Annotated in this window: 25 protein-coding genes; 19 read left to right on the top strand and 6 right to left on the bottom strand. The window is 71.4% G+C overall.

Annotated features, from left to right (window positions below):
* Positions 1-71 precede the first annotated feature (71 nt).
* Positions 72-1,187: a sensor histidine kinase gene (locus ACA361_RS38425; RefSeq protein WP_375020052.1), complete on the top strand. Its 1,116-nt coding sequence runs from the start codon at positions 72-74 to the stop codon at positions 1,185-1,187.
* Positions 1,184-1,816: a response regulator gene (locus tag ACA361_RS38420; RefSeq protein ID WP_375020051.1), complete on the top strand. Its 633-nt coding sequence runs from the start codon at positions 1,184-1,186 to the stop codon at positions 1,814-1,816. The genes ACA361_RS38425 and ACA361_RS38420 overlap by 4 nt, the downstream gene beginning before the upstream one ends.
* A 52-nt stretch (positions 1,817-1,868) precedes the next feature.
* Here ACA361_RS38420 and ACA361_RS38415 read toward each other — a convergent pair whose 3' ends face one another.
* Positions 1,869-2,435 carry a hypothetical protein gene (locus ACA361_RS38415; protein WP_375020050.1) on the bottom strand — a complete coding sequence of 189 codons (567 nt, stop codon included), beginning with the start codon at positions 2,433-2,435 and terminating at the stop codon, positions 1,869-1,871.
* 293 nt (positions 2,436-2,728) lie between these two features.
* Between ACA361_RS38415 and ACA361_RS38410 the strand changes: the two genes are divergently transcribed.
* The 5 genes from ACA361_RS38410 to ACA361_RS38390 all read left to right on the top strand — a co-directional run bounded on the left by ACA361_RS38410 (position 2,729) and on the right by ACA361_RS38390 (position 8,358).
* Positions 2,729-4,216, top strand: coding sequence for a cation:proton antiporter (locus ACA361_RS38410; protein ID WP_375020049.1), 1,488 nt, complete (start codon positions 2,729-2,731; stop codon positions 4,214-4,216).
* Positions 4,217-4,306: 90 nt separating this feature from the next.
* Positions 4,307-4,894 carry a TetR/AcrR family transcriptional regulator gene (locus tag ACA361_RS38405; RefSeq protein WP_375020048.1) on the top strand — a complete coding sequence of 196 codons (588 nt, stop codon included), beginning with the start codon at positions 4,307-4,309 and terminating at the stop codon, positions 4,892-4,894.
* A 412-nt stretch (positions 4,895-5,306) separates the two neighbouring features.
* Entirely contained in the window at positions 5,307-6,266 is a 960-nt protein-coding gene (locus ACA361_RS38400) for an NAD(P)H-quinone oxidoreductase (protein ID WP_375020047.1), read from the top strand.
* 158 nt (positions 6,267-6,424) lie between these two features.
* Positions 6,425-7,264 (top strand): SDR family oxidoreductase, encoded by an 840-nt coding sequence (locus ACA361_RS38395; protein ID WP_375020046.1) that lies wholly within the window; start codon positions 6,425-6,427, stop codon positions 7,262-7,264.
* The gene (locus ACA361_RS38390) at positions 7,261-8,358 is read left to right on the top strand and encodes a class I mannose-6-phosphate isomerase (RefSeq protein WP_375020045.1); all 1,098 of its coding nucleotides are present in this window, start codon (positions 7,261-7,263) and stop codon (positions 8,356-8,358) included. Before ACA361_RS38395 ends, ACA361_RS38390 begins: the two co-directional genes overlap by 4 nt.
* 125 nt (positions 8,359-8,483) lie before the next feature.
* Here the strand turns inward: ACA361_RS38390 and ACA361_RS38385 are convergent, their stop codons facing one another.
* Positions 8,484-9,440, bottom strand: coding sequence for a hypothetical protein (locus ACA361_RS38385; protein WP_375020044.1), 957 nt, complete (start codon positions 9,438-9,440; stop codon positions 8,484-8,486).
* 352 nt (positions 9,441-9,792) lie between these two features.
* On the opposite strand from ACA361_RS38385, the gene ACA361_RS38380 reads away from it, so the two are divergent.
* Entirely contained in the window at positions 9,793-10,302 is a 510-nt protein-coding gene (locus tag ACA361_RS38380; protein ID WP_375020043.1) for an SRPBCC family protein, read from the top strand.
* A gap of 397 nt (positions 10,303-10,699) precedes the next feature.
* Here ACA361_RS38380 and ACA361_RS38375 read toward each other — a convergent pair whose 3' ends face one another.
* The gene (locus tag ACA361_RS38375; protein WP_375020042.1) at positions 10,700-10,873 is read right to left on the bottom strand and encodes a hypothetical protein; all 174 of its coding nucleotides are present in this window, start codon (positions 10,871-10,873) and stop codon (positions 10,700-10,702) included.
* A gap of 340 nt (positions 10,874-11,213) precedes the next feature.
* Between ACA361_RS38375 and ACA361_RS38370 the strand changes: the two genes are divergently transcribed.
* The 5 genes from ACA361_RS38370 (at position 11,214) to ACA361_RS38350 (ending at position 14,059) form a co-directional block, all read left to right on the top strand.
* Entirely contained in the window at positions 11,214-11,555 is a 342-nt protein-coding gene (locus ACA361_RS38370; protein WP_375020041.1) for an ArsR/SmtB family transcription factor, read from the top strand.
* A gap of 3 nt (positions 11,556-11,558) precedes the next feature.
* Positions 11,559-12,065 (top strand): SRPBCC family protein, encoded by a 507-nt coding sequence (locus ACA361_RS38365; RefSeq protein WP_375020040.1) that lies wholly within the window; start codon positions 11,559-11,561, stop codon positions 12,063-12,065.
* The gene (locus tag ACA361_RS38360) at positions 12,065-12,685 is read left to right on the top strand and encodes a dihydrofolate reductase family protein (RefSeq protein WP_375020039.1); all 621 of its coding nucleotides are present in this window, start codon (positions 12,065-12,067) and stop codon (positions 12,683-12,685) included. The genes ACA361_RS38365 and ACA361_RS38360 overlap by 1 nt, the downstream gene beginning before the upstream one ends.
* Positions 12,686-13,458: 773 nt before the next feature.
* Positions 13,459-13,776, top strand: coding sequence for a hypothetical protein (locus tag ACA361_RS38355; RefSeq protein WP_375020038.1), 318 nt, complete (start codon positions 13,459-13,461; stop codon positions 13,774-13,776).
* Between the two features lie 31 nt (positions 13,777-13,807).
* Positions 13,808-14,059 carry a hypothetical protein gene (locus ACA361_RS38350; protein ID WP_375020037.1) on the top strand — a complete coding sequence of 84 codons (252 nt, stop codon included), beginning with the start codon at positions 13,808-13,810 and terminating at the stop codon, positions 14,057-14,059.
* A gap of 23 nt (positions 14,060-14,082) precedes the next feature.
* On the opposite strand, the gene ACA361_RS38345 is transcribed toward ACA361_RS38350, so the two are convergent.
* A complete protein-coding gene (locus ACA361_RS38345; RefSeq protein WP_375020036.1) occupies positions 14,083-14,541 on the bottom strand; it encodes a nuclear transport factor 2 family protein in 459 nt (152 codons plus the stop codon).
* A gap of 130 nt (positions 14,542-14,671) precedes the next feature.
* Between ACA361_RS38345 and ACA361_RS38340 the strand changes: the two genes are divergently transcribed.
* Both ACA361_RS38340 and ACA361_RS38335 read left to right on the top strand, forming a co-directional pair.
* A complete protein-coding gene (locus tag ACA361_RS38340; protein ID WP_375020035.1) occupies positions 14,672-15,055 on the top strand; it encodes a winged helix-turn-helix transcriptional regulator in 384 nt (127 codons plus the stop codon).
* 466 nt (positions 15,056-15,521) lie between these two features.
* The gene (locus ACA361_RS38335) at positions 15,522-17,354 is read left to right on the top strand and encodes an MFS transporter (protein ID WP_375020034.1); all 1,833 of its coding nucleotides are present in this window, start codon (positions 15,522-15,524) and stop codon (positions 17,352-17,354) included.
* A 171-nt stretch (positions 17,355-17,525) separates the two neighbouring features.
* Here the strand turns inward: ACA361_RS38335 and ACA361_RS38330 are convergent, their stop codons facing one another.
* Positions 17,526-18,389 (bottom strand): LysR family transcriptional regulator, encoded by an 864-nt coding sequence (locus ACA361_RS38330; RefSeq protein ID WP_375020033.1) that lies wholly within the window; start codon positions 18,387-18,389, stop codon positions 17,526-17,528.
* Positions 18,390-18,482: 93 nt separating this feature from the next.
* Between ACA361_RS38330 and ACA361_RS38325 the strand changes: the two genes are divergently transcribed.
* From ACA361_RS38325 to ACA361_RS38310, 4 genes are all read left to right on the top strand, one after another.
* Positions 18,483-19,394: an aldo/keto reductase family oxidoreductase gene (locus tag ACA361_RS38325; protein WP_375020032.1), complete on the top strand. Its 912-nt coding sequence runs from the start codon at positions 18,483-18,485 to the stop codon at positions 19,392-19,394.
* A gap of 1,040 nt (positions 19,395-20,434) precedes the next feature.
* On the top strand, positions 20,435-20,587 hold the full coding sequence (locus tag ACA361_RS38320; protein ID WP_375020031.1) for a carboxymuconolactone decarboxylase family protein: 153 nt from the start codon (positions 20,435-20,437) through the stop codon (positions 20,585-20,587).
* Between the two features lie 67 nt (positions 20,588-20,654).
* On the top strand, positions 20,655-21,089 hold the full coding sequence (locus ACA361_RS38315) for a cupin domain-containing protein (protein ID WP_375020030.1): 435 nt from the start codon (positions 20,655-20,657) through the stop codon (positions 21,087-21,089).
* Entirely contained in the window at positions 21,086-21,943 is an 858-nt protein-coding gene (locus ACA361_RS38310; protein WP_375020029.1) for an aldo/keto reductase, read from the top strand. The genes ACA361_RS38315 and ACA361_RS38310 overlap by 4 nt, the downstream gene beginning before the upstream one ends.
* A gap of 574 nt (positions 21,944-22,517) precedes the next feature.
* On the opposite strand, the gene ACA361_RS38305 is transcribed toward ACA361_RS38310, so the two are convergent.
* Positions 22,518-23,717, bottom strand: coding sequence for a hypothetical protein (locus ACA361_RS38305; protein WP_375020028.1), 1,200 nt, complete (start codon positions 23,715-23,717; stop codon positions 22,518-22,520).
* Between the last annotated feature and the right edge of the window lie 1,177 nt (positions 23,718-24,894).

Raw genomic sequence — 24,894 nt, 5'->3', positions numbered from 1 at the left:
CCGATCGGCACCGATGAACGGGGGCCGATCGGCACATGCGCGAGAAGCCTCGCGCTGCTTAGGCTCGGCCCATGCGAGCCTCCCTCCGGCCGTCCGCGGGCGGCGCCGCCGCCGCGCTGCTGCTCGCCGGTCTCGCGGCCGCTCCGTTCCACGGCCCGGCCGCCGTGGCAGCCGGTGCGGCGTGGGCGGCCGCCGTGCTCGCCGTCCGGCCGGCCTCCCGGCTCACCCTCTGGACGGCGGGCGCGGCCGTGACCGGTTCGCTGTGCGCCAGCGCCGCGTTCCTGTTCTTCGGAGTCGCGGAGCCCGTGATCGCGCTCGGGTACGCCGAGATGGCCGCGCTGACGGTCATGGCCGGCGGGCTGGCCCGGTGGTCGGCGTTCGCCCTCGCGGCGGCGGCCGGGACCGCGGTCATCGCCCTGGTGCTGAGGCTGATCGCGGCGAGCACGGACGTCCCGCCGGTGACGGCGGCGATCGCCTGCGCCATCTTCTCAGCCGGTCCGCTGGCCGCCGCGGCGTGCGGGACGTACCTGCGCGCGCTGGACGAGCGGCGGCGGCACGCGATCGCGGCGGCACGACGCGAGCAGCGCCTGGAACTGGCCCGCGACCTGCACGACTTCGTCGCGCACGACGTCAGCGCCATCGTCGCCCAGGCCCAGGCCGGCCAGGTCGCCGGACCGGAACGCGCCGCCGCCCTGTTCGCCGGGGTCGAGCGGGCGGGGCTGAACGCCCTGGCGTCGATGGACCGCGCGATCGACGCCCTGTCCCCCGGGCGGCGCGGCGACCGCGAGCCCCCGCCCGGCCTCGGCGAGCTGCCGGCGCTGGCCGAGCGGTACTCGGCCGCCGGACCGGCCCGCGTACGGCTCACCCTCGACCCCGTCCCGGAGGTGTCCCGGGAGGCCGCCACCACCGCCTACCGCGTCGTCGTGGAGGCCCTCACCAACGTGCGGCGGCACGCCCCCGCCGCCACCACCGTCGACGTGGACGTACGGTGCACGCCCGACCGCGCCCTGGAGGTCGTCGTCACCGACGACGCCGGCCCCGCACGCCCCGCCCCGCGCGCCGCCGGCCTCGGGCTCCCCGGCCTGGCCGAACGGGTACGGGCGCTGGGCGGCACGTTCAGCGCGGGCCCGGACGACCGCGGCTGGCGCGTACGGGCCGTACTGCCGGACCGGGCGGCCGAGCGATGATCGAAGTCCTGCTCGCCGACGACCAGGAGGAGATCCGCGCGGCCTTCCGCCTCATCCTGGAGGCCCAGCCGGACATCCGGGTCGCCGCCGAGGCCGCCGACGGCGCCGCGGCGATCGAGCTGGCCCGCCGGCACCGGCCCGACGTGGTCCTCGCCGACATCCGGATGCCGGTGCTGGACGGCCTGGCGGTGACCCGCGCCCTGTCCGGGCCCGGCGTCGCCGACCCGATCCGGGTCGTGGTGGTGACCACCTTCGACCTGGACGAGTACGTCGACACCGCCCTGCGCGACGGGGCCTGCGGCTTCCTGCTCAAACGTTCCGGGCCCGCCCTCCTGGTCGAGGCGGTCCGCGCGGCCGTGGCCGGCGACGCGCTCATCAGCCCGCAGATCACCGTCCGGCTGCTGCGCCGCCTCGCCCGTCCGGCGGCGCCCCGCCGTACCGCCGGGCCCCTCACCCCGCGCGAGACCGACATCGCGCGAGGCGTCGCCGAAGGCAGGACGAACGCCGAGATCGCCGCGAGCCTGCACCTGGCCCCCGGCACCGTCAAGAACCACCTCGCCGCCATCCAGCGCAAGCTCGGCGTCCGCAACCGCGTCGGCATCGCCGCCTGGACCTGGGACAACACCTGAGGCAGCGCGACGCGTCGCGAGTGCCCCGTTCGGCACCGAACGGGGAGGGCGGTCACGGACGCGGCGGCATGGCGGGGGCCGGTCCGTACGACTTCACGCTGCCGGCGATCGCCGCCGCGATCGCGGTCAGGACGCCGAAGATCATTGCCAGCGCCACGCCGACGCCGTCGCCCCGGTCGAAACCGAAGACGAACCTGAACTGGGCGCCGAGGCCCGTTCCCCGCAGTAGCGGCCCGACGAAGAGCGTCGCCACCACGTAGAGGACGCAGAGCGCGCAGAGCGCCCACGCGCCGGGAATCTTGCGAGCGACCGTGAACGCCGCCGCGACCAGCAGCAACCCGGCTCCGGCGATGCCGCCGATCGCGTTCTCCAGCACCAGGCTCGACCAGCGTCCGGACGACGGCCCGCCGGCGTACACGACGTTGTAGAGCGCGAACCAGACGAGCATGACGGCGGTGAGCAGCGCCAGGACGCCGGCGGTGACCGCCGCCGCGGTGTTCGCCCTCGGCTTGGTCGTCGCCGCCCACGGGCCCGGCCCGCCACTCCACGGCACGGGCCCGCCCGCCATCGGCGGCGGGCCGTACGGGGGATTCCCAGGCTGCGGTGGATCCGGCTGCATCCGCACTCCTCACGCGCTGCGGCGACTCGGACCCGCCGCCCGTCATGGCCGCGATCATCGTAGCGGCGGGGATCGAGCGGCGACACCGTCGGCGCGCGGCGACATCGCGGACGTCCGCTTCGCCGGCGCACCGTCGTCCCGCCGAGTCGCGTGGACGGCTCGCTCGACCGTTCTGGCCGAGCCTGCTTGCGGCCCGCCTCCCTCATCGCACTGTCACCTCTGGCACCGGGGCACGGGCTTGCGCTCAGGGGTCGGAGACATCATGTTCGCTCGACATCCAAGGGGACGTCAGCATGCCATCGGAAGCGTCTCAGCAGCGCCCGGCGCCGGCCCTGGAGCGGCTGCGGCCCGCGATCCTGGTGATCGGCGGGACCACCGCGCTCCTCTCGGTCGCCGCGGCCCTCGCGTGGTGGCTGTCCCCGGGCGGCGGCTCCGGCGCCGACCCGGGCGTCCCGGTCCAGGCGCTGGAGAGCCACGGTTTCCGCCTGCTCCTCGCCATCGGCGTCGTGCTCGGCGCGGCACGGCTCGGAGGCATGGTCGTCCAGCGGCTCCGGCTGCCCATGGTGATGGGCGAGATCGCCGCCTGCGTGCTGCTCGGCCCCTCCCTCTTCGGGGCACTGGCCCCGGACGGCATGAACTGGCTGTTCCCGGACGAGGTCGTCTCCGCCGTCCACGGCCCGGCCCAGCTCGGCCTCGTGCTGTTCATGGTGGCCGCCGGGGCCGAACTCGACCTGAACCTGATGCGTACGGGGCGCCGTTCGCTGCTCACCGTCGTGTACGCCGGGCTGGCGGTCCCGATGGCGGCAGGGCTTGCGCTGGCCGTGCCGACGGCGGCCGCCTACGCCGGGCAGGTGGGCTTTCCCGTCTACGCGGTCTTCCTGGGACTGGTACTGAGCGTCACAGCACTCCCGGTGCTGGCCCGCGTCCTCGGTGACCTCGGATTGAGCGGGACGCCGATCGCCTCGTTCGCGCTGGGCGCCGCCGCGGGGACCGACCTTGTCGTGTGGTCCCTGGCGGCGATCTGCCTGGGCATGGCCGGAACGGGCGCCGCCTCGGGCACCACGGTGATCCTGCTGACGGCCTTGTTCGTGGCCGTCATGGTGGCGGTGGTGCGCCCGGCGCTGGGCCGTGCCGCCACCGCGGTCGCGGACTCGGGCGGCGGACGCACCGGCGGGCCGGCCGCGGCGTTGCCCCTCGTCATGGTGGGCGGACTGCTCGCGGCGGCGGCCACCGACGCCATCGGCGTGCACGCGGCGTTCGGCGCGTTCGCCTTCGGTGCCATGCTGCCGCGCCGTTCCGCCGCCTGCATGGAGGCCGCCGACCGGCTCGGACGCTTCTCCGCGGCGGTGCTGCTGCCGCTGTTCTTCCTGGAGGTCGGCCTCCGCACCGACCTGGCCGACGCGCTGGGCGACACGAGCGACCGGTTGTGGTGCCTGGCGTTCATCGCCACCGCGGTGGCCGCGAAAATGGGCGGCGTGACCGTCGCCGCCCGAGCGGGGCGCTGGCCCTGGGGCCCGTCGCTGGCGCTGGGCCTGCTGCTCAACTGCCGCGGCGTCACCGAGCTGATCCTGCTGCGCATCGGCGTGGACGCCGGGATCATCTCCGCCGACCTCTTCGCGATCCTGGTGGTCATGACGTTGGTGACCACCGTGATGACCGCCCCGCGCGCCGGCCTGACGGCGGGAACCGGCGCTCTCCCCAGCGGCCTGGACCGCGGCGAGGTCACGGCGCCCGGAGAACCGGCCACCGACGAGGCCGCGGCCGACCGCACACCCTCGTGATCCCTCCCCCGACCGCACGTTCTCGGCCGTCGCGGGGAACGCCGTGATGGTGGATGATGTCAGCGTTGCTTACATCGGGGAGTGTGACCTGTGTCCCGGGCGAGTGCCTCGTACCACCATGGCGATCTCCGCGCCGCGTGCCTGCGGGCCGCGCGGGAATTGCTCGAGGAGGACGGCAGCGCCGGCCTGTCGTTGCGGGCCGTGGCACGCCGGGCGGGCGTATCGCCGACGGCCCCCTACCGCCACTACGCGGACCGCGACGCACTGGTCTCCGCGGTCGCCGCGCAGGGCTACCGTGAGCTCGCCGAGCACCTGGCCGCCGCGCACCCCTCACCCGCGGCACCGGACGACCTCGTCGCGGTCGCCGTCGCCTACGTCGACTTCGCGCTGAAGCACCCCGCGCTGTTCCGGGTGATGTTCGCCGAACCCTGCGACCCCGGCAACGAGGAAAGGGCCAGCGCGACCGCCGCCATCCGGGAATACGTCCACGGCATCGCGCACCGCACCTTTCCCGACGCCGATCCGGGTGCCCTGTCGACAGCCGTCTGGGCCCTGGTCCACGGCCTGGCGTTCCTGTACCTCGACGGCAAGCTCGGCGCCTCCTCCCCCGGCCTGGTCGCCGACCGGGTCGGCGACGCCGTCCGTGCGCTCTTCGCCGCCTCTCCGGTGAGCCGCTGACGCCCGGCGCCTCTCACTGAGGCCGGCTCACGACTCCGCGCCCGTCCAGCGACGACTTCGTACGCCCCAGGAGACGCCGGTTCTCTCATCACGCGGGGGGTGGCGGCGCCTTGTGAACGACGGCGCGACAGCGGCCCGGATCGCGCCCACGACGTCCAGCCGGAGCCGGGCCGGTTCTCCAGCGCAGCGCGCACCACATCGATGTTGACGCTGCATACTTCCTCTCATAATGTGTGCAGCGTAAACATTGAGCTTGCGGCGTCCTGGATGACGGCCGCCGCCCGGCCCAGCCCTTGCGTTGTGTTACATGGCGACGACGTTTCGTTGCCGCAGTCCAGGCAAGATCTGCCGCGGACGCCCTGTTCCGCACGTCCGTCGAGCTCCTCACCTCAGCCACATGGAGCGCAGCCTCATGAAAGCAATCTCGATCAAGGAACCCGGTGGGCCCGAAGTCCTGGAATGGACCGAGGTCGACGACCCGGTACCCGCCGACGGCGAGGTCGTCATCGACGTGGTGGCCAGCGCTCTGAACCGGGCGGACGTCATGCAGCGGATGGGCCTCTACCCCGTTCCGCCGGGGACTTCGCCGTATCCGGGGCTGGAGGTCTCGGGCCGTATCAGCGCCATCGGGGACGGCGTGACCGGCCGGCGGATCGGCGACGAGGTCTGCGCGCTGCTGACCGGGGGCGGCTATGCGCAGAAGGTCGCCGTCCCCGCGGGCCAGCTGCTCACCATCCCCAAGGGCATCGGCCTGGTCGAGGCCGCGGCCCTGCCCGAAGCGGCCGCCACCGTGTGGTCCAACCTCGTCATGACCGCGGGACTGAAGGAGGGCGAGACCTTCCTCATGCACGGCGGCGCCGGCGGCGTCGGGACCATGGCGATCCAGATCGCCAAGGCGCTGGGAGCCCGGGTCATCACCACCGTCGGCGGTCCCGAGAAGGCGGCCCGGGCGCGGGAGCTGGGCGCCGACCTGACGATCGACTACCGCGAACAGGACTTCGTCGAGCACGGCCCCTACGACGTCGTCCTCGACGTCATCGGCGGCCGGTACCTGGAACGGAACGTGACGTCCCTGGCCGGCGACGGGCGCCTGGTCATCATCGGCCTGCAGAACGGGCTGGACGGCAGGCTCGATCTCGCCGACCTGGTCTTCAAGCGCGCCTCCGTCCACGGGACCACCCTGCGCACCCGGTCCGCGGACGTGAAGGCCGCCATCGTGGCCGAGGTGCGGGACAGGGTGTGGCCGATGATCGAGAACGGAGCCGTCCGGCTGGTCATCGACCGGACCCTGCCCATGGCCGACGCCGCGGAGGCGCACCGGCTCATGGACACCGGCAAGCACATCGGCAAGATCCTGCTGGTCAACGACTGAACGGCGGCCATCGCGCCGGGCTCGGGCGGCGCGCCCATGGGCGTTCCGCGTAAAGACTCGATGTTGCGGGCGCCAGTTGAGTTCATGCGACGTTGGAGCCGACGCGGTGAGGGAACCGGGCACCAAGTCGTCCACCGCACGCGGCCCGGGGAGAGAACATGCCGAAGCCATCCCAACAGCAGACCCCTCCCGGTGTCACCGGCAAGATGGATCCCAGGCCCGATCACGGCGAGGAGAGCTACCGCGGTTCGGGGCGGCTGGCCGGCAAGGCGGCGGTGATCACGGGCGGGGACAGCGGTATCGGGCGGGCGGTGGCGATCGCCTACGCCCGGGAGGGCGCCGACGTCCTGGTCTCCTATCTGGACGAGCACGAGGACGCGGCCGAGACCCGGCGGTGGGTGCAGGACGCCGGCCGGACCTGCGTGCTGGTCCCCGGTGACGTGGCCGATCCGGCGCACTGCCGGGCGATCGTCGCCAGGGCGGTGGAGGAGTTCGGCCGGGTGGACGTGCTGGTCAGCAACGCCGCGTTCCAGATGACGCGGGACTCCGTCGAGGACATCCCCGACGAGGAGTGGGACCGCACCCTGGCGATCAACATCAGCGCCTTCTTCCATCTCGTGAAGGCGGCCGTCCCGCACATGCCGCCCGGGTCGGCGATCATCGGGAGCACGTCGGTGAACTCCGACAGCCCGCCGCCGCAGCTCCTGCCCTACAACGTCACCAAGGCCGGCATCGCGAACATGGCCGGTTCGCTGGCCCAGCTGCTCGGCCCCAAGGGCATCCGCGCCAACAGCGTCGCGCCCGGCCCGATCTGGACGCCGCTGATCCCGGCGACCATGCCGCCCGGGCAGGTCGAGAGCTTCGGCCAGGACGTCCCGCTGGGACGGCCGGGCCAGCCGGCCGAACTCGCGCCGGTCTACGTCATGCTCGCCTCGGACGAGGCCAGCTACGTCTCCGGCGCCCGTATCGCGGTCACCGGCGGGAAACCCATCCTGTGAGCGGCGGCGGGACGCCCCTGCATCCGCTGCGGCTCAGCGTCACGGCCAAGCCGCTGGTGTTCGGCGGGAAGGCCATCGCCCGCCACCTGGGCAAGACCGGCATCCCGGACTGGAGCATCGCCGAGACCTGGGAATGCAGCGACGTCGACGGCGCCGTCGCGACGGTGACCGGCGGCCCGCTCGCCGGGCGGACGCTGCGCCAGGTCGTCACCGACCATCCCGAAGAACTCATGGGAGCCGGATGGTCTGGCCGGCACTTCCCGGTACTGACCAAGTTCATCGATGCCACCGGTTCGCTGCCGGTGCACCTGCACGCCGACGACGAGGCCGCCCGGCGGCTCGAAGGCCAGCGCAACGGCAAGACCGAGGCATGGCACGTCCTCGCCGCCGCGCCCGGTGCCACGGCCCTGTGCGGCGTCAAGGAGGGAGTGGACGATGCCGGGCTGCGCGCGGCGCTGGAGGCGCAGGACTTCGACCGCGTACTGCGGCGCCTGCCGGTGAGACCCGGAGAAACGATCTACGTGCCCGGCGGCACCCCGCACAGTTTCGGGCCGGACACGCTGGTCTACGAGATCGAGCAGACCTCCGACATCCAGCGGCACGTGATGCGCTGGGAGATGGAGGACGGCTCGCCGGTGGGCGATGACCGGTTCGCGTTCAACCTCGACATGTTCATGCGGCAGGTCAAGCCGGATTCGCGGCCGGAGTTCACGCCCGGCTTGAAGATCGCGGCGGGTGACGACGTGGAACGGACCTTCCTGTGCGCCGGCCCGTACTTCGCCCTCGAACGCTGGCGGGCCGGGACGGCGGCCCCCCTGCGGCGCTCGTTCGCCACCGCGCAGATCCTGTCCAACGTCGGCGCCCCCGTACACGTGCGCGCCGGAGAGTTCCGCGAGGAACTCGGCCGCGCCGAGACGCTCCTGCTGCCCGCCGCCCTCGGCGAAGCCGAGATCACCGGGCCCGCCGACGTCCTGTTCGGCTACCTGCCCGACCTGGAACGCGACGTCGCCGCTCCGCTCGTCCAGGCCGGGTACCCCCGCCGCGTCATCGCCACCCTCGGCGAAGGCATGGAAGATCCGCAATCAGGACTCTGACCCGCCCCCAGGCAGCGGCCGGCGTGCAGGACTGCCGTGCCACGCCGCCCTGGCCAAGGAGGCGGGCGGGCGATTCCACGTCCCGCGTGCCCGCTGGACGACCGCGCCTCAGCCCGACGGGGGTCTCATGACCCGGTCGCCGATGTCGCGTGGGAGGCACTGGCGACGACGTCCGCCTGGCCGCTGGGCGGGACGTGGGTGGCGAACTCCCACAGGCGTTCGCCCGAGAATCGGTTGTAGTAGCGCTTCGGGCCCAGCCCGAAGAACGCCGAGTCAGGCTGGTACCAGACGTTCTGGCGTATCGCCGTATAGGTCAGCGTCTGGATGGAGACGCTCGCGACCAGCGCTCCGCCATCGGCCGTCTTGAGCGCGTAGACGGGCTGAGGCCGGACCTTCCAGGACGTGCCTCCCGCCCAGCGGAGCCCGCCGTTGGTCCGCTTCACCGCCTTGGCCCAGTTCTTGCCGAGCTTCGAGGTGAGCGGGCCGGGGGCGAGCCCGGCGGCGGGCTGCTTGCCGGCCGCCGCCGTGGTCAGGTAGTCGGAGATCTTGCCGCCGGCGCCGAGGGCGTCCCCGGCCGTGACGGCCGTCGCCGAGCCGTCGGAGTTGCGGGCGATCGCCGGGAACTTCTTGCCCTTCGCCAGCCACACGCCGACGGCCGCCTTGTAGGACCCGCCTCCGGTGTCCACGAAGACGAGCAACTCGGTGTTCCCGCTCTCGGTCTCCGCCGCCGTGACGGCGAACCACGCGGGAGCCGAGGTGCGCGGGATATAGAACTGGGGATTCCGGTAGAAGAAGGCGGAGATCTTCTTCTCGTGCTTGCCGCGGATGCGCTTGTTGCCCGCCAGATCGGCTTCGAGCATGGGGCCGGTCTCGTTGGAGCGCAGCAGCTCGTCGGAGACCTGCGCGTTCGCCTGGTTGTTGACCTTCTGGTAGCGGGCGAAGATGGTCTTCGCCTGCGCCTCGGTCACCGGCGTGACCGTGGCCGGCCGGCTCGGCGAGGTCGAGGCCCCGGTCGCGTGCCCGCCGGCGGCACTGGAGCCGCACCCCGCGGCGAACGTTCCGAGGACGGCGATCCCCGTCACGATGTGTAGCCGAACTCTCGGCGGCTGACCCGCGTCTTGCACGCTCATGCTCCTGTCTTGCCTGGCCGCACGTTGTCGGCGGACTCCAGAGTGACAGTACGTGCACAGAGCCATGCCGCAACCACGGGGATGCTCCCTCGCCGACCATCGCGAGCACGTCCTCGAACTCCGCGCCGTCGTCCCGATCGCGCGTTGCGCGGAGCGGCCCTGTCATCTGTCTGCGGCCAGGAAGTGACTTTGCCTGCTGCCGACAGCGTGGTGTCCACCAAGTCCGGTGGACATCAGAACAGGCGCTGCAACGCGGTTGCTGGCAGTTCCGTACCGAACAGCTCGCGGCCATTCGGTCGTAGAGATGTCGGGCATGATCGGCGCACTACCGGTCGGGGGACGGGAGGCTGCGACTAGGGTGATCACGCCAGTCCGCTCCGAGAAGGAGCCCGCCGCCGTCATGGCTTCCGTCCGCTACGAGATCGTGATCGACGCGTCCCCTGAGCAGATCTGGGACGCGCTGCGCGACGTCGGCGCCGTTCACGAGCGACTGCTCCCCGGTCGTGTCACCGGCACCCGGATCGAGGGCGACCAGCGGTTCCTGACCTTCCCCGACGGCCATGTGATCCGCGAGCTGATCGTCGCCGTCGATGACGAGTCCCGCCGCCTCGCCTACGCCGTCGTCGAGAGTGCTCGGCCGCCGCTTGAGCATCACCACGCCTCGTTCGAGGTCCGTCCGGAGGGCGATGAGCGGGGCCGGTTGATCTGGAGCACCGACGTGCTGCCGCACGCTTCGGCGGCCGAGGTCCGCGTTCGTGTCGAACGAGGCGCCTGGGAGATGAAGCAGGCGATCGAGGCCGCGCAGCACCCGTAGACCGGTCCGATCGCCCGGCGGCGACGGCTCCGAGACGCTGATCAACTCTGCACGTTCATCCGTACCGAGGTGTCGGTAGAACTCGTGCAAGACGGTCAACGCCCACCCTGGAGGCCCGTGACCCGGCCTGGTGGGGCGAGGCCACCTCGACCGCCTCGGATTCCTAGCGGTTCGCCTCCTGGGACTCCAATCTGATACCTCACCGCCGCGTGACCGGGTCGACCAGCATCGCAACAGTCGCGGCAGGCGGTCATCCGGGTCGACGGTGGCGGGTCTTCTGTGCGTCCGGCGGGGCGTGGTTGATCGCTGTGCGACGGGCGGTGTTCAGGGGGCTGGGCGGATGATGCCTAGGGCGACCGGGCCCCGCCTCTGCCCACCCTCGGCCCGTCGAGGACGGCTATCGGTGTCGGCGGGTCTGGGCGCGAGTCTGGGCCGCCTGCTGCCGTAGCCGCCGGCTCTGCGCGCAGATCTCGGCGGCGCGGCGCAACGTGTCCCGTGTCGCCTCGCGCAGCTCGGCCGAGACCGCCAGGGCCGCCGCCACATCCTCGGCGGTGACCGGTTGCTGGGACATGCCGCACAGACTGCCCGCTCCGGGGCGGCGCAACCCCTGCCGCCTCGCGCGCGCCCGCGCTTAGGTGAACCTGCCCGGCAGCGTCACCACGATCGCCGTCAGCGGCGCGGTGGACGCCACCACCGCCCCAGCGCTGGCCACCTACATGGGGTGCCGGCAAGAAAAGCGTCACGGGCCCAAGCGAGCGGATTGGTATCTCGGCTGCTGCGACACGGGTGGCGTACACGTGGTGGGCCTTGCGGGCGGGCCGGCTCAGTGGGGTCGGTGGCGATCGTCATCTGGCAAAACCCGCCTGATTCCTCCGGCCTGACGCATGCCGATATGGGTATACGACGAGGTCATGGCACGAGCAGCGACGACGTCGGACGTCTTCAACGCGATCGCCGAGCCGCAGCGTCGGGAGATCTTGATGCTGCTGCGGGCGGGTGAGCGGCCGGTGACCGAGTTGGCCCGGGAGCTGGGGATGACCCAGCCGGGGGCGTCCAAGCACCTGCGGGTGCTGCGGGAGGTGGGGCTGGTGCGGGACCGCAAGGCGGGCAAGCAGCGCCTGTACGGCCTTGACGCCCGCGGGCTGCGGCCGGTTCACGAGTGGACCGGCGGGTTCGAGCGGTTCTGGGACGAGAGCTTCGACCGGCTGGAGGCGTACGTGCAGGACCTACAGCAGGCAAGGCAGGAGGAGTAGCTGATGAGCGAGATAGGACGAGAAGCGGCGGCCCGGTCCGCGACGGCTGACCGGGAGATCGTGATCTCCCGGGTCATCGACGCGCCGCGGGAGCTGGTGTTCGAGGCGTTCACCGAGGTGCGGCACCTATCGCGATGGTGGGGGCCGGAGGGGTTCACCACCACCACGCGGGCGTTCGAGTTCCGCGTCGGCGGAGCGTGGGACTTCGTGATGCACGGACCGGACGGGACGGACTACACCGAGTGGATCACCTGGACCGAGATCGTCCCGCCGGAGCGGATCGCGATGCTGCACGGTGAGTCCCGCGGCGACCCGAACGCCTTCGAGTCGGTCCTGACGTTCGCGCCCGACGGTGCGGCGACCCGGATCGAGATGCGCGCCGTGTTCCCCACCAAGGAACTGCGCGACGAGGCGGCCGAGAAGTACCACGCGATCGAGGCCGGACAGCAGACCCTGAGCAATCTGGCCGCCTACGTCACCGAGATCGTTCGGAAGGGAGTCGAGAACTGATGGCCGGGAAGGTGTTCTTCAGCGTGTCGATGTCGCTGGACGGGTTCATCGCGCCCGAGTCCCCCGAGGAATTGATGCAGCGGCAGTGGATGGAACTGCAGGCGTGGATCTTCCCGCAGCGGTTCTTCCGGGAGAACCTGAAGCTCGGCGGGGGCGGCAAGGAGGGGCGCGACAACGACATCGTGCGGGAGACGTTCGAGCGCACCGGCGCGAGCGTGATGGGCAAGCGCCTGTTCGACGCAGGCGAGCAGATGTGGCCGGAGGAGGCGCCGTTCCACACGCCGGTCTTCGTCGTGACGCACGAGAAGCGTGACCCCTGGGAACGGCCGGGCGGGACCACGTTCCACTTCGTCAACGACGGCATCGAGTCCGCGCTCGAGCGGGCCCGCGAGGCCGCCGGCGACCGGGACGTCCGCATCGCGGGCGGCGGCGCGACGATCCTGGAGTACGTGAACGCCGGCCTGATCGACGAGTTCTCGATCGCGCTGTCGCCCGTGCTGTTCGGCTCCGGAATCCGCCTGTTCGAGGGCGTGGACGCGAGCCGCGTGGCCCTGGAGCAGGTCCGCGCGGAGTCCTCCCCGAAGGTGACGCACCTGACCTACGCCGTCCGGGAGCGGTAAGCGTACGCGGACGACACACGGCGGACTGCGGACGGCCTGCCGCCCCCGACCCGGCCGCCCGGCGGCGCCGCCGCTCACCGCACGCTCAGTGAAGCACCGGCCCCGCCGTTGCCGGGGACGGCGGCGCAGACACGCCGGAAGCGGTCCAGCCCAGTGCGCCTCAGCGCCGCTGTCACCCGGGCCAGCGGCGCCCCCCGCCGGCGGCCGCGGCCCGCTCCACGACCGCACCAGCGCGTTGGACCGGGAGGCGGCCCGGTGGCCCGCCTTCCACGCCTCCCTGGCGATCGAGAACGCCCTGGCGAACGGGTGGGAGACCCTGGACCGCTACGGCGCCGACCGGCCCCGCGTCCAGGCCGCTTTGAACGACCTGGTCGCCGAACTGCCCCGGCGCGCCGGCCCGATCGCCGCGCCGCCCTCCCCCGCCCCCGAGCTGGTCGTCGAGCCGACCGCCGGGGAGCCGCCGAGCGTTCGTGACGAAACCCCGGCCGCCGTGACGCAAACAATGTCCGCCTCGGCGTCTGCGGTGGCGGTGGAGTGCGGGGAGCTGGAGCTGGTGCGGCTGCACGCCGAGGACTACCTGCTGCTGGCCGATGAGCGGCGGGTCGGATGGCTGCGCGGCACCGGCGACGGCTGGCAGGTGCACGCGCCCGGCCAGGAGCAGCCGGTCATCGCCCTTGACGAGGCGCTGACCGGGTCGGCGGCCGCGCGGGCCGGGGCGGCCGCCCTGGGCGTGCCCGGCCGCCCTGGGCGTGCCCGGCGCCCAGGACGCCGAGGTGGCATGCAGGCCACTGCGCGACCGGCACGGCCGCATCATCGAGACCTCGCTGGGCTCGCTGGCGTCCTGGATGCTGCAGCGCGGCCGGGTGGTCGGCCGCGAGGACGTGCTGGTACGCGGCCGCTGCGTCGGCTGGCTGCAGCCCCACCCCGCCAGCGGCTACACCGCCTGCACCGCCGCCGGGCCGGTGCCCGGCCCGCCCGCTCCGCCCCGGGAGGAGGCCGTCCTGGCGCTGTATGCCCCCGCCCCTTCCCCGCCCACGACCTCCCGGCGAGGCTCGCACCCGGCGCCGTCCCGCCGCCCGGCCACGCCGTGAGCGGCCGGTCAGCCCCTACACCGCCGCGCAGTTGGCGGCCGCCGCCACCGACCCGCCGCGCGCCGAGGGCGGCGGCTACCTGGTCACCGTCGACGACCACGGCGACACCCACACCCTGGGCCGGATCTGGCTGAATGGGCGGCACTGGCAGGCCGCCGGCACCGACCAGCGCACCGTGGTGCACCGCGCCGCCACCCGCACCAAGGCCATCGACCGCCTGCCGACCGCCCCCGGGGCCGCTGTTCGGCGACCCCGACGACACCCTCCTGCACGACCTGCGTGACGAAAACCCGTGACGTAATCCCCCTAGAGGGACGATGGCTGCGCCCGTTGACGCGCTGCGGCTTCCAGGTCGCGGTTGCCCTCCTCGTACAGCACCCGGACACGGGAGGAACACAGCTTCCACCCACCGTCTCGCCTTGCGAGGCCGAGGGTGTAGTGGCAGCCGATCACCCAGGTAGGCGCATCGGCGGCTTCGGTGATCAGGTGCGTGACACGGGCGTCAAACCGCGCCGTCGCCTCGGGTTCCTCGCCCGGTTCGACGACGACCGGACCCAGCATGTGTTGCGTGGCATCGAAACCAGGAAGGAAACTCTGCAGGCCCGACACGAAATCGTCTGCAGACACCAGTTCCGGACCACCCTGTTTCGACGGGTAATCAAGATCAACCGAATCCGTCGCCAGTGCGCTGATCGTTTCCCAATCATGCGCGTCCAGCGCATGAAAGAGCCGAGTCACCACTTCCGCGATCGCTATCTTCTCCATGGGTTGCACCACGTCGCTCCTCCGCTCGGATGGTCGCCTGGCCGGTGGTACGGACATGCCGCACCGATGTCCGGGTCGGCTCCCGGCCCTGGCACGCTGGGATGTGCCGGCAACCCTAAGGAGGCCCTCCGTGGCTCACCAAACGGTCAGTTACACAGCGACCGAGTTCCTGCACAGCTGCCCGGGCCCGGTGGTCGAGCCCTCCCCGTCGTGCCCAGTAGAGATCACCCTCGCCGCGATACGCGGACGGTGGACCGCCCTGGTCATCCTCGAACTGCTGCATGGCCCGCGCAGCTTCAGCCAGCTCGCACAGGCCCTACCCGCACTCTCAGACAAGGTCCTCACCGACCGGCTGACCCAACTGGTCGAGGCCGGCGCCCTCGACCGGCACCGCGAGCCGGGCTGGCCACCTAGAGTGCGCTACGCCCTCACCGAACGCGGCAGCGCCCTCGCACCGGTCCTGCAGGCGCTGTGGGAGTGGGGCTCGACCACCACAGCCCCTCGGTCACAGTAGGCGACAACCAACGCGAGCGGGACTGGTCCAGTCCACGGTCCCCAAGCACCTGGGCTGCCTGCGCCACGGGGCTTGATGCTGGTGAGCTCGCATAATCGTTCAGCGCGTGTTCGTCCCTGGCGTGGTCATCTCGGTCACCGAGTGTGGTTGCCGGGGGCGTAGCGGTTCCAGGTTCCTCCGGGCTCGGCGGCGATGCGGGTGGTGCTCTGGTCATGGAAGCCGAGCAAGCGTGCTGACATCGGCCTCGCGCGCGCTCGCGCGCGTAGGTGCGTCTCGAAAGTCTCAAAATCCCGGCCGGGCGTGCCGGGCCGGTCACCGGCCGTGGCGCTCCCGCGCGCTCCGGCGTGCGCGTTCCCGCCCCGCTCGGGTCTCACATTGCTGATTATGTGAGACCGACGTGCGATCATCGAGGCCCCGAGCCGACGACCGCACCGGCGGCCCGCCGCCCGCCCCGACCGGGAGGATCATGACCCCGCCCGCCGAGCACGACGGCCTGGTCGCCCGCTACGGGCCAGCCCCGACCTGGGTGGACTACCACCAGTTCGTGCTGACCGAAGACGACGGCGCCCCCGCCTGGCCGGAGCCCGGCGATCCGCTGAACGGCCCGATCTCCCCGGACCGGTGGTGCAGCGCGCTGGTCCACACCGGCATCGCCAACGGCAACGTCGCCGTCACCGTCGAGCTGCACCGCCACGCCCCGCCATCGGGTGCCCGTCCGCCGCGGGCCGAGCAGGAGTGGGAGGAGATCGCCGAGGTCACCGTGCACGCCCCCGACAGCCAACTGCAAGTGGCCGCCCTGGCCTGCCGCCCACCACCGCGCTGGGACCCGGCCCCTACCGAGTCAGCGCACACGCCCGCGGCACTGCTTCGCCGCCCGAGCGCGACCCTGGCGCTGCTAGCGTTCGCCCAACTGATCATCTCGATCGACTACAACATCGTGTACGTCGCCCTGCCGGAGATCGGTTCCGGCCTCGGCTTCTCCGCGCAGAACCTGCAGTGGGTGATCAGCGCCTACGCCGTCGCGTTCGGAGGCTGCCTGCTGCTCGGTGGGCGGGCCGGGGATCTGTTCGGCCCGCGGCGGATGTTCGCCGTCGGGCTCGTCCTGTACGCGGTCTCCTCGCTGATCGGCGGCCTGGCCGAATCCGCCTCCGTACTGGTCGCGGCCCGGGCAGTGCAGGGAATCGGTGGCGCGTTCCTGTTCCCCGCGACGCTCACCCTTGTCTCCACCAGCTTCGCCGAAGGGCGCGAGCGCAATCGCGCGTTCGCGGTGTGGGGCACAGCGGGCGGTAGCGGGATGATCCTCGGTTCTCTGCTCGGCGGTGTGCTGACGGAGGTGTTCGGCTGGGAGTCGGTGTTCTTCGTCAACGTACCCCTCGCCGGTGCCGCCGCCCTGCTCACCCTCGCCCTCATCGCACCGGACGCGCCGCGCGCCGGTGGCCGCTCGCTGGACGTCGCGGGGGCGCTGACCTCGACGATCGGTGTCACTGCAGTGGTGTTCGCACTGGTACAGGGGCCGGAGTCCGGATGGTTCTCGCCCGCCGTGCTGACCGGGGTGCTGGCAGGCATCGTCCTCCTGGCCGCGTTCGTCGCGATCGAGCGGCGCTGCGCCGATCCGCTGATGCCGCTGCGGCTGTTCGCCAACCGTGACCTGAGCGTGGGAACGGTCGTCACCTTCCTCTACATGGGCACCTTCGGCACCCTGCTGTACTTCTTGACCGTCTACTTCCAAGGCGTGCACGGCTACGACGCGCTGACCACCGGGCTGGCGTTCCTGGTGCCGATGGCCGCGATCGCAGCCGGTTCGCAGACCGCTGGGCGGCTGGCCACCCGGTACGGGACCCGGCCGGTGCTGGTCGCCGCACTGGCGACGGGCGGTCTCGGTGCCGCGATCGTCGGTGCGACCATGGCGGCAGACGCCTCGTACATCGCGCTGATCCCCGGGCTGATCGTGCTGGGCGTCGGGCAGGGCGCCGGCTACACCCTGATGTTCGGCGCCGCCACCGCCGGGGCCGACGCCGGGGACCAGGGCATCGCCTCGGGCATCGCCTCGACCAGCCAGCAGGTCGGCGGCGCGGTCGGCCTCGCGCTCCTGGTGGCCGTCGCCAACACCGGCCTGCACGGGCTCAGCGGCCAGGCACTCCGCGCCGCGACCAACGACGGGCTGCGCACCGCAGTCTTTATTGCCGCAGCCGGCATCGCGATCACCACGCTGACCGCCCTCGGCCTGCGCAGGACGAAGACCCGGCAGATCACCGAACCCGAGTCGAAGCCCGACGGCCGCCCGCTCGCGCACGTCTGATCAGATTCGTCACCGGTCCGCCGGAAGCGGTGCCGCGCTGGGCCTCTGCTCTGGCCGCGGCCAGGGTCTTGTGGACGGCACCGGCCGAGACCTGCGCTCCGGCCACGATGATGCGGACAGTCCATCTCTGGCCTTGCGGACGATGTCACGGCGATGGGAGGCGAGGGCGGGTCATAGCCGTGTGGCCGTGCGGATCAATCCGGCGAGGGCGAGGGAGCGGCTGTGCGCGGGCCAGGCGATGTGGGTGACGACGGGGGGTGCGTCGGTCAGGGGGACGGCGGTGTGCTCGGCCCATAGCCAGGCGCGGGCTGAGTCGGGGAAGACGGCCACGGTGCGTCCGAGGGCGATCAGCTGGGCCAGCTGCGTCTGGTCGTGGATCTTGGGGCCCGGGCCGGGCGGGTACGTGCCGTGGCGGGGCCAGCGGGCGAGCGGAAGATCGGGGATGTCGCCGACGTCGGCCAGGGACAAAGTCCTCTGCGCGGCGAGGGGGTGCCCGGCGGGCAGGATGGCGATCTGCCCCTCGGTCATCAGTTCCTCGCTGTCGAACCCGGCGAGGGAGTTGAACGGCGTGTGCAGGAGCGCCACATCAGCGCGGCCATCGCGCAGCATCCCTTCCTGCTCACACGTGCCGCTCGGCAGCACCTCGATCTCGGCGGCGTCGGGCTCGGCCGCGTAGGCGTCCAGGAGCTTGTGCAGCAGCTCGTGGGACGCGCCGGCCTTCACCGCCAGCACCAGGCGGTTGCGGGGGCCGCCCGGACCGTCGGCGCCGCCGGCGCGACGGGTGCGGCGAGCGGCGGCGGTGGTCGCGTCGAGGGCGGCGCGACCCTCGTGCAGCAGCATCTCTCCGGCGCCGGTCAGGGAGACGCCGCGGCGGTCGCGTTTCAGCAGACAGACGCCGAGGCGCCGCTCGAGCCGCTGGATCGCCCGGGACAGCGGTGGCTGAGCCATGCCGAGGCGCTCGGCGGCACGACCGAAGTGCAGCTCCTCTGCGACGGCCATGAAGTATCTCAGCTCGCGGGTCTCCAAGGCGTCCATGGCCGCAGCATAGCCCTGTGATACCTGCCGGGTATGACAGGGCGCTGTAGCGGTATTGGATGCGCCGCTCGTCCGCGCGCGAGCATCGACGGCATGAGCGAAACCATGAACACGCCCTCGGCGTCACTGCCCGGCGGCACCTGGACCCTGGGTGATCTGACCGTCACCCGCTTCGGCTACGGCGCCATGCAGCTCGCCGGCCCCGGGGTGATGGGCCCGCCCGCCGACCACGACGGCGCGCTCGCCGTCCTGCGCGAGGCCGCCGCTCTCGGGATCACCCACATCGACACCGCCGGCGCATACGGACCACGCGTCACCAACCAGCTCATCCGTGAAGCGCTGCACCCCTATCCCGCATCGCTGCACATCGTGACCAAGGTCGGCGCGGTCCGCGATCAGCAGGGCGGCTGGCCCCCCGCCCGGCAGCCCGAGGACCTGCGCCGCGCCGTCCGCGAGAACCTCCAGGACCTCGGCCTCGATGCGCTCGACGTGGTCAACCTCCGGCTCGGCGACGCTCAGGGCCCCCGGCCCGGCTCACTCGCCGAGCCCTTCGAAACCCTCGTCGAACTCCAGCGGCAGGGCCTGATCCGGCACCTCGGAGTGAGCAACGCGACGGCGGAACAGGTCGCCGAGGCGCAGGCGATCGCGCCGATCGTGTGCGTGCAGAACATGTACAACCTCGCCTACCGTCAGGACGACGAGCTGATCGACGACCTCGCCGACAAGGGCATCGCCTACGTGCCCTTCTTCCCGCTCGGCGGCTTCACCCCACTGCAGTCCACGGCGCTTTCCGCCGTGGCCGCCCGGCTGGACGCGACGCCGATGTCGGTCGCCCTGGCCTGGTTGCTGCGGCGGTCGCCGAACATCCTGCTCATTCCCGGCACCTCATCGGTGGCGCACCTGCGCGAGAACGCCGCCGGCGCGGGACTTTTGCTCTCCGGCGATGAACTCGCCGAGTTGAACAAGATCGGCTCCCGGCGAGACGAAGGGGCGACGGCGGTGTGATGCGGGCCTCATCGTTGGTGACCGAGGGGGCGTGTCCACACATGCTGCTGTGCGGTGGCGCCGCCGGAGACGGCTCCACCACGCCAGGGGGCTTTCAGTTGGTCCCGCAGGAACGCGACGACTCCGGACCGGTGCCCGGGCGCACGTCGCGCGGCGCGAGGACCTTTTCCGGGGCCGGGTTGCGGTGGGTGACGAACACCGGCCCCGGTGACGACCAGTTGCCACCGTTATGTTCCTACCCGGCAGGCTGATGCGCCACTGGCGTCCATCAAACCAGGGATACACCATTCACTTCACCGAACCCGGTGGACTCCAGCCGGCTACCTGCAGACCAACCGGCCCCGTCCCGGCACCGGAACCGGCAACGCCCGCCAGTACGCCGACACCGAGGCCACCATCGCTGCTCTGATGATCCGACTCAAACAAGCAGGGCTCACCACTCACGCAGCACATGCCGCCGCCCGCCAACTGACTGCCGGACACCACGCCATCCTCGCCCCAGGCATCGAGCTCACCGTGACGGGCTCGATCGGGCTCAACGCAACCGCGCTGGTGCTAGGCGGAGCCTGACCGAGCCGCGAGACCCGAACACCTCCAGTAACCCGGCCTGCGCTCGCCCGGCCCGCTCTTCCAACTCACCACCGCGCCCGCCGCCGTCCTGGCCGGCGGACCATCCCCGCGTGCGCGGGGAGCACCTCAGTGGCTGTGCAGCCCGGCCGCCTCCGTCGTCGTCGATGTCGCCCTGCCCGTTGACGGCGGTTACACCACCCACTGAGATCGACCTCGCAGCTCAGACAGTGAGCCGGCTGTGCGTCTTCCGACAGACCGTCGCAAGACGCACAGCCGTCCCACACGCTGTTTGGGGCTACGACACGGTTCTTACCGGCACCCTCATCTAGATCATCAGGCCCTGTTCTCGGCCTCTGACCTGCGGATATCTGGGTAGTGAACAGCCGTGGGGCTGCTCGTTCCCAGGCTGTGCCTGAATCGACCGTTCCCACCCCGAAAGCCGACCGGCCTTCCACCCGAGGAGTTCTTCCGTGCCCAAGCAGTCCGCTCCGCAGGAACTCGCGCAGATCGCGCCCAAGCTCGTCGACGTCACCGACCAGGTGCTGTTCGGCGACATCTGGGAACGCCCCGGCCTTGCTCCGAGGGACCGAAGCCTGGTCACCGTCAGTGTGCTGGCGGCCTGATCCCGGCGCGAGCAGCGAACCGGCCCCGCACGATCAGCGGGCCGCAGTGAACCCGAAGAGGAACAACATGGCTGGTAACGGATTCGACCAGATCTTCCCGCTCGGCGAGAAGAACGACGCCTACGCGCAGTACTTCATCGGCCAGAGCTACCTGGCTCCGCTCGTCTCGGGCAGCGTTCCCGTCAGCAACGTCTCCTTCGAGCCGGGCTGCCGCAACAACTGGCACATCCACCACGGCACGAACGGCGGCGGGGACCAGATCCTGCTGTGCACCGCAGGCAGCGGCTGGTACCAGGCCGAGGGGAAGGACCCCATCAGCATGGAACCGGGCACGGTGATCCGCGTTCCGGCCGGCACCAAGCACTGGCACGGCGCGAAGGCCGACGCGTGGTTCTCCCACTTGGCCTTCATCACCCCGGGCGAAGGTGTCAGCAACCAATGGCTGGAGCCGGTCACCGACGAGGTGTACGGCAAGCTGCCCAAGAACGGAGCGAACACATGACCGTCCTGGAGGAGACCTACACGCTGTCGAACGGCGTCGAGATTCCCAAGCTGGGACTCGGCACCTGGTTCATCGACGACGACAAGGCGGCCGACGCGGTCCGCGCCGCCGTGCAGATCGGCTACCGCAACATCGACACCGCCCAGGCCTACGGCAACGAATGCGGCGTCGGCGAGGGCGTGCGTACCTCGGGGGTGCCCCGCGAGGAGCTGTTCGTCTCGACCAAGCTCGCTGCGGAGATCAAGGACTACGACCAGGCACTCGCCGCGATCGACGGCTCTCTGGAGAAGCTGGACCTGGACCGTATCGACCTGATGCTGATCCACAGCCCGCAGCCGTGGGACGACTTCCGCGGCGGCGACTACGCCCAGGGCAACCGCGAGGCGTGGCGTGCCCTGGAGGACGCCCACCAGGCCGGAAAGATCCGGGCCATCGGCGTCTCCAACTTCCAGCAGCACGACCTGGAGAACATCCTGCAGGGCGCAACCATCGTCCCGCACGTGAACCAACTGCTCGTGCACGCCGGCAACACCCCCGCCGACCTCCTGGCCTACTGCGAGAGCCGGCAGATCCTCGTCGAGGCGTACTCGCCGATCGCCCACGGCGCCATCCTGAACAACGCCGATGTCCAGGCGATGGCCGAGAAGTACGGCCTGTCCGTCCCCCAGCTATGCATCCGCTACACCCTCCAGCTGGGCACCGTGTCGCTGCCCAAGACGGCCAACCCCGACCACATGCGCTCCAACGCCGACGTCGACTTCGAGATCTCCGGCGCGGACATGGACGCCCTGCGGGGCCTGCGCGACGTGGACTACGGCGACCACAGAGCCTTCCCTGTCTTCAGCGGCAAGTAAAGGTGACCGCCGAGTTCGGCGCCACCGACACCGTCGCGTCTGCGTCCGGCTCGGTGCGTCATGGCCAACCCGTGCCAGCGCGATGTAGCGCTCGTCTGGCCTGCGCCGGGGCCATCAGGTGCTCGGCGCGAATAGCACGCGGGGTTCCAGGTCGAGCCGGGTGGTGGGGGCCTGGTCGGGTGGAGTGAGGTTGAGGGTCCAGTTGCCGAAGGGGCGGATGGTGTGGGTGATGTAGAGCGAGATGGTGGCCAGGTCGTCGGTGTCGACGGGGTGGCCTTCGGTGGCGATGGCGGCACCGAGATCCCGCGCCCGCCACAGGAATTCTGGACGCGATCGCCATCACGGAGGGGCCGACCGGCTAGGCCGGAGCCGAACTGGCCCTGATCCGCACCGATCCGCAGCCCCCGGGCCATCGGGGCCGCTCCTGCGGCGCGTGACAGCTCGCTGAGCCGCACCCACCCCGGAAACCACGGTGTGAGATTGAGGCGGGGCATGAACGCCCGGGCCCGCTTGGTTGGGCTGTCCCGCACTGGCCTGGTCCGATGTTTTGGACGTCGGCCGGGCGTGGCGGGAGTCAGGAAGTGTCCGGCCGCGCCCGGGTCTGGGTGTCGCCCGGCGGGTCCTGCGTAGGCTGCTCGATGCGCTGGGCGTGTTCGGCGCGGACGGCGCGTTCGAGGTTGGTAGCCGCAGTATCGCGGGCGGCGTCGCGTTCGGCGGTAAGTGCCTCGATCTGTGTCTGCAGCCGGGTGGTCTGGGTGAGCAGGCTCTCGCGGGCGGCAGCACGCTCGCGCGCAAGATGCTCGGCCGTGTCCCGTGCGCGGGCGTCGGCAGCATCGGCTCGCTGTTGGGCGCGGTGGGCGGCCTGCTCGGCGGCGGTGAGCGCGGTCTGCAGGCGGGTGAGTTCGCCGCGGGTGGCGGCCAGATCCTCGGCGGTGGAGTCGAGCCGGGTCCGGGTGTCGGCGAGGCGGCCGGTCTGCCGGTCGAGCTCGGTGCGCAGGGCCTGCTGCTCCTGCAGGTGTTCGCGGCGGGCCGTGTCCAGGGCGCGCTGCGCCTGGCTGCGGACCTGTTCCAGCTCGGTGCGCGTCAGGCGCAGCTCCTCCTCTGCCACGCCGAGCCGAGTCTCGGCCATGTCGGCGCGCTTGACGGCTTGCTCGGTCTCGCCCTGCGCCCGCTGCACCGCGCGGTGCAGGTTGTCGGCGGCCTGGTCGGCGCGGGCGGCGCGTTCCTCGGCGGTGCGCTGCGCCCGCTCGGCCTCAGCGGCGCGCCGGCCCGCCTCGGCAGCGGCGCGGTCGGCGTCGTCGGCACGCTGCTCGGCCTCGGCGGTCGCCGTGCGCAGTTCGTCGGCCTCGGCCTCCAGCTCGGCGTTGCGGGCCAGGACCTGCTGCTCGAGCTCCCCGAGCCGGTCGATGAAGGTGGTGAACACCTGCGAGAGCGCGGTCAGCGTCGGGGTGTGGGCGGCCAGGTGGTCGGCGACGTCACGGTGCAGCCGGGTGACCGCTGAAGCCTGCCCGCTGCGGCGGGCGTTGTGGTAATCGGACCGGCACGTCTTGGGCGCAGGGCAGTACTCCCGAGGCCTGCCCCCAGCGCGCCGGGGCGGCGGCAGCGGCGTCCCGCAGTGCTTGCACCGCCCCCGCCCCTCCTCGCCTTTGCCGGTCTGCGCGTCGAACTCGCCCGCGGCCTGCGCTGCGGGTTCTGCTTCAGGCCCTGCACCGGGCTCGGCGGGTGTGACGGAACCTGTACTGGTCGGGACCTGAGTCGGCGGGTCTTCGATCACCTCCCCACCTTAGCAGCTTATTCACAGGAGCAAACGTTTCAGCTAACGAATGAGATGATTGGAAAGCATGGCCAGCGCATAAAAAGACTTATGCGCTAAGCTCGCTTCGGTGATCATCTTGGGGTGCCCGCCGCGCACCGGGCGGCGACACGTGCCCGGCCTGTTGGACGCCAGATAGTTGTCAGTAATCGCGTCAAGTCTCGTCAGACTAGCGCCATTTATGTCAGTGACATGCTAGCACAGACTGACTGACTTGGGGCCTGACCTGCAGAGATGCGAACTCCGAGCTCCCTCCTTCAAGTGAAGTGATCTTCACCTGTTCGAGGTCAGGGAAGGCGCCATCTCGCCAAGTTTGTCAGTGGCGGGGTGGCTGGGCGGCGGCGTTCGATGTGACAGAGCGGTTGTTAGGTGCGAGGTAATGATTTGATGGTTCTACCTGGGCCGCGTTTTATCGCTGCGGTTGATTGCAGCCTTGGTCCTGTCTGCAGACTCATGCCTGAGTGGCGACTCAGGGTACTTTCGGCAGATTGAATACCCGCGGTTTTGATTTGGTTGTTCTGCGGCCAGGCGGTGGTGGGTTTGCGGAACGTGGTGCAGTCGAGCTGCCGCTGCTGCTGTCTCGGGTCGGGGTGAGCCCCGCTGCGTCCGCGCCGGTACCTGTCCGGCTCTCCGTTCCCTATCGGCGGGCTGCTTGAGTTCCTTCGCCGATCCCCGGCCAGCTCGTGTCTGCTGCGGCGGGGGCATGCATTCGCTTGGGCTCAGGCATGCCGGAGCTGCCGTTGGGGGGTGGTGGGGAGACGTGCGGGAGCGGCGGTCCGCTGGCCGAGTCCGCGAGCCGCCGGGCGAAAGCGGTGTCGGTGCGTAGCCGCGAGGGCATCGCCGAGCCCGGTTTCGCGGCTGCGTAGTCGCCACCACACCGGCAGTGCGTTCTATCCCGCGGCTGTGATGCGGTCGGGCGCTTTCTTCAGTCTTGGTCGCCTCGGTCCAGCCGCGGCGGTTGGTTGTGGTGGTTGCGTCATCGTCGCATCCGGGTACGCCATGCCGGTTTCCGCGCGCGGGTCGGCAGCGTGATCGGTCACCTGGTCGTCATGGTTGCTGATGGCGTGCTTGGCGGTCTGGCCCAGTGCCGCGATCGCGTTCAACCGGGTGACGCCGCGGCCGTGGGGGTGTGAGGCCA

It is taken from the genome of Actinomadura sp. 21ATH (assembly GCF_041951345.1).
GTDB lineage: Bacteria > Actinomycetota > Actinomycetes > Streptosporangiales > Streptosporangiaceae > Spirillospora.
This window is presented reverse-complemented; position numbering and strand designations above follow the sequence as displayed.

What these genes read in the sequence shown, in the direction of transcription:
- ACA361_RS38410 (WP_375020049.1), top strand. Translation starts at nt 2,729, where the DNA reads ATGCCATCGGAAGCGTCTCAGCAGCGCCCGGCGCCGGCCCTGGAGCGG.
- ACA361_RS38345 (WP_375020036.1), bottom strand. Translation starts at nt 14,541, where the DNA reads ATGGAGAAGATAGCGATCGCGGAAGTGGTGACTCGGCTCTTTCATGCG.
- ACA361_RS38400 (WP_375020047.1), top strand. Translation starts at nt 5,307, where the DNA reads ATGAAAGCAATCTCGATCAAGGAACCCGGTGGGCCCGAAGTCCTGGAA.
- ACA361_RS38365 (WP_375020040.1), top strand. Translation starts at nt 11,559, where the DNA reads ATGAGCGAGATAGGACGAGAAGCGGCGGCCCGGTCCGCGACGGCTGAC.
- ACA361_RS38360 (WP_375020039.1), top strand. Translation starts at nt 12,065, where the DNA reads ATGGCCGGGAAGGTGTTCTTCAGCGTGTCGATGTCGCTGGACGGGTTC.
- ACA361_RS38325 (WP_375020032.1), top strand. Translation starts at nt 18,483, where the DNA reads ATGAGCGAAACCATGAACACGCCCTCGGCGTCACTGCCCGGCGGCACC.
- ACA361_RS38330 (WP_375020033.1), bottom strand. Translation starts at nt 18,389, where the DNA reads ATGGACGCCTTGGAGACCCGCGAGCTGAGATACTTCATGGCCGTCGCA.
- ACA361_RS38315 (WP_375020030.1), top strand. Translation starts at nt 20,655, where the DNA reads ATGGCTGGTAACGGATTCGACCAGATCTTCCCGCTCGGCGAGAAGAAC.
- ACA361_RS38395 (WP_375020046.1), top strand. Translation starts at nt 6,425, where the DNA reads ATGCCGAAGCCATCCCAACAGCAGACCCCTCCCGGTGTCACCGGCAAG.
- ACA361_RS38420 (WP_375020051.1), top strand. Translation starts at nt 1,184, where the DNA reads ATGATCGAAGTCCTGCTCGCCGACGACCAGGAGGAGATCCGCGCGGCC.
- ACA361_RS38425 (WP_375020052.1), top strand. Translation starts at nt 72, where the DNA reads ATGCGAGCCTCCCTCCGGCCGTCCGCGGGCGGCGCCGCCGCCGCGCTG.
- ACA361_RS38380 (WP_375020043.1), top strand. Translation starts at nt 9,793, where the DNA reads ATGTCGGGCATGATCGGCGCACTACCGGTCGGGGGACGGGAGGCTGCG.
- ACA361_RS38375 (WP_375020042.1), bottom strand. Translation starts at nt 10,873, where the DNA reads ATGTCCCAGCAACCGGTCACCGCCGAGGATGTGGCGGCGGCCCTGGCG.
- ACA361_RS38370 (WP_375020041.1), top strand. Translation starts at nt 11,214, where the DNA reads ATGGCACGAGCAGCGACGACGTCGGACGTCTTCAACGCGATCGCCGAG.
- ACA361_RS38415 (WP_375020050.1), bottom strand. Translation starts at nt 2,435, where the DNA reads ATGCAGCCGGATCCACCGCAGCCTGGGAATCCCCCGTACGGCCCGCCG.
- ACA361_RS38310 (WP_375020029.1), top strand. Translation starts at nt 21,086, where the DNA reads ATGACCGTCCTGGAGGAGACCTACACGCTGTCGAACGGCGTCGAGATT.
- ACA361_RS38335 (WP_375020034.1), top strand. Translation starts at nt 15,522, where the DNA reads ATGACCCCGCCCGCCGAGCACGACGGCCTGGTCGCCCGCTACGGGCCA.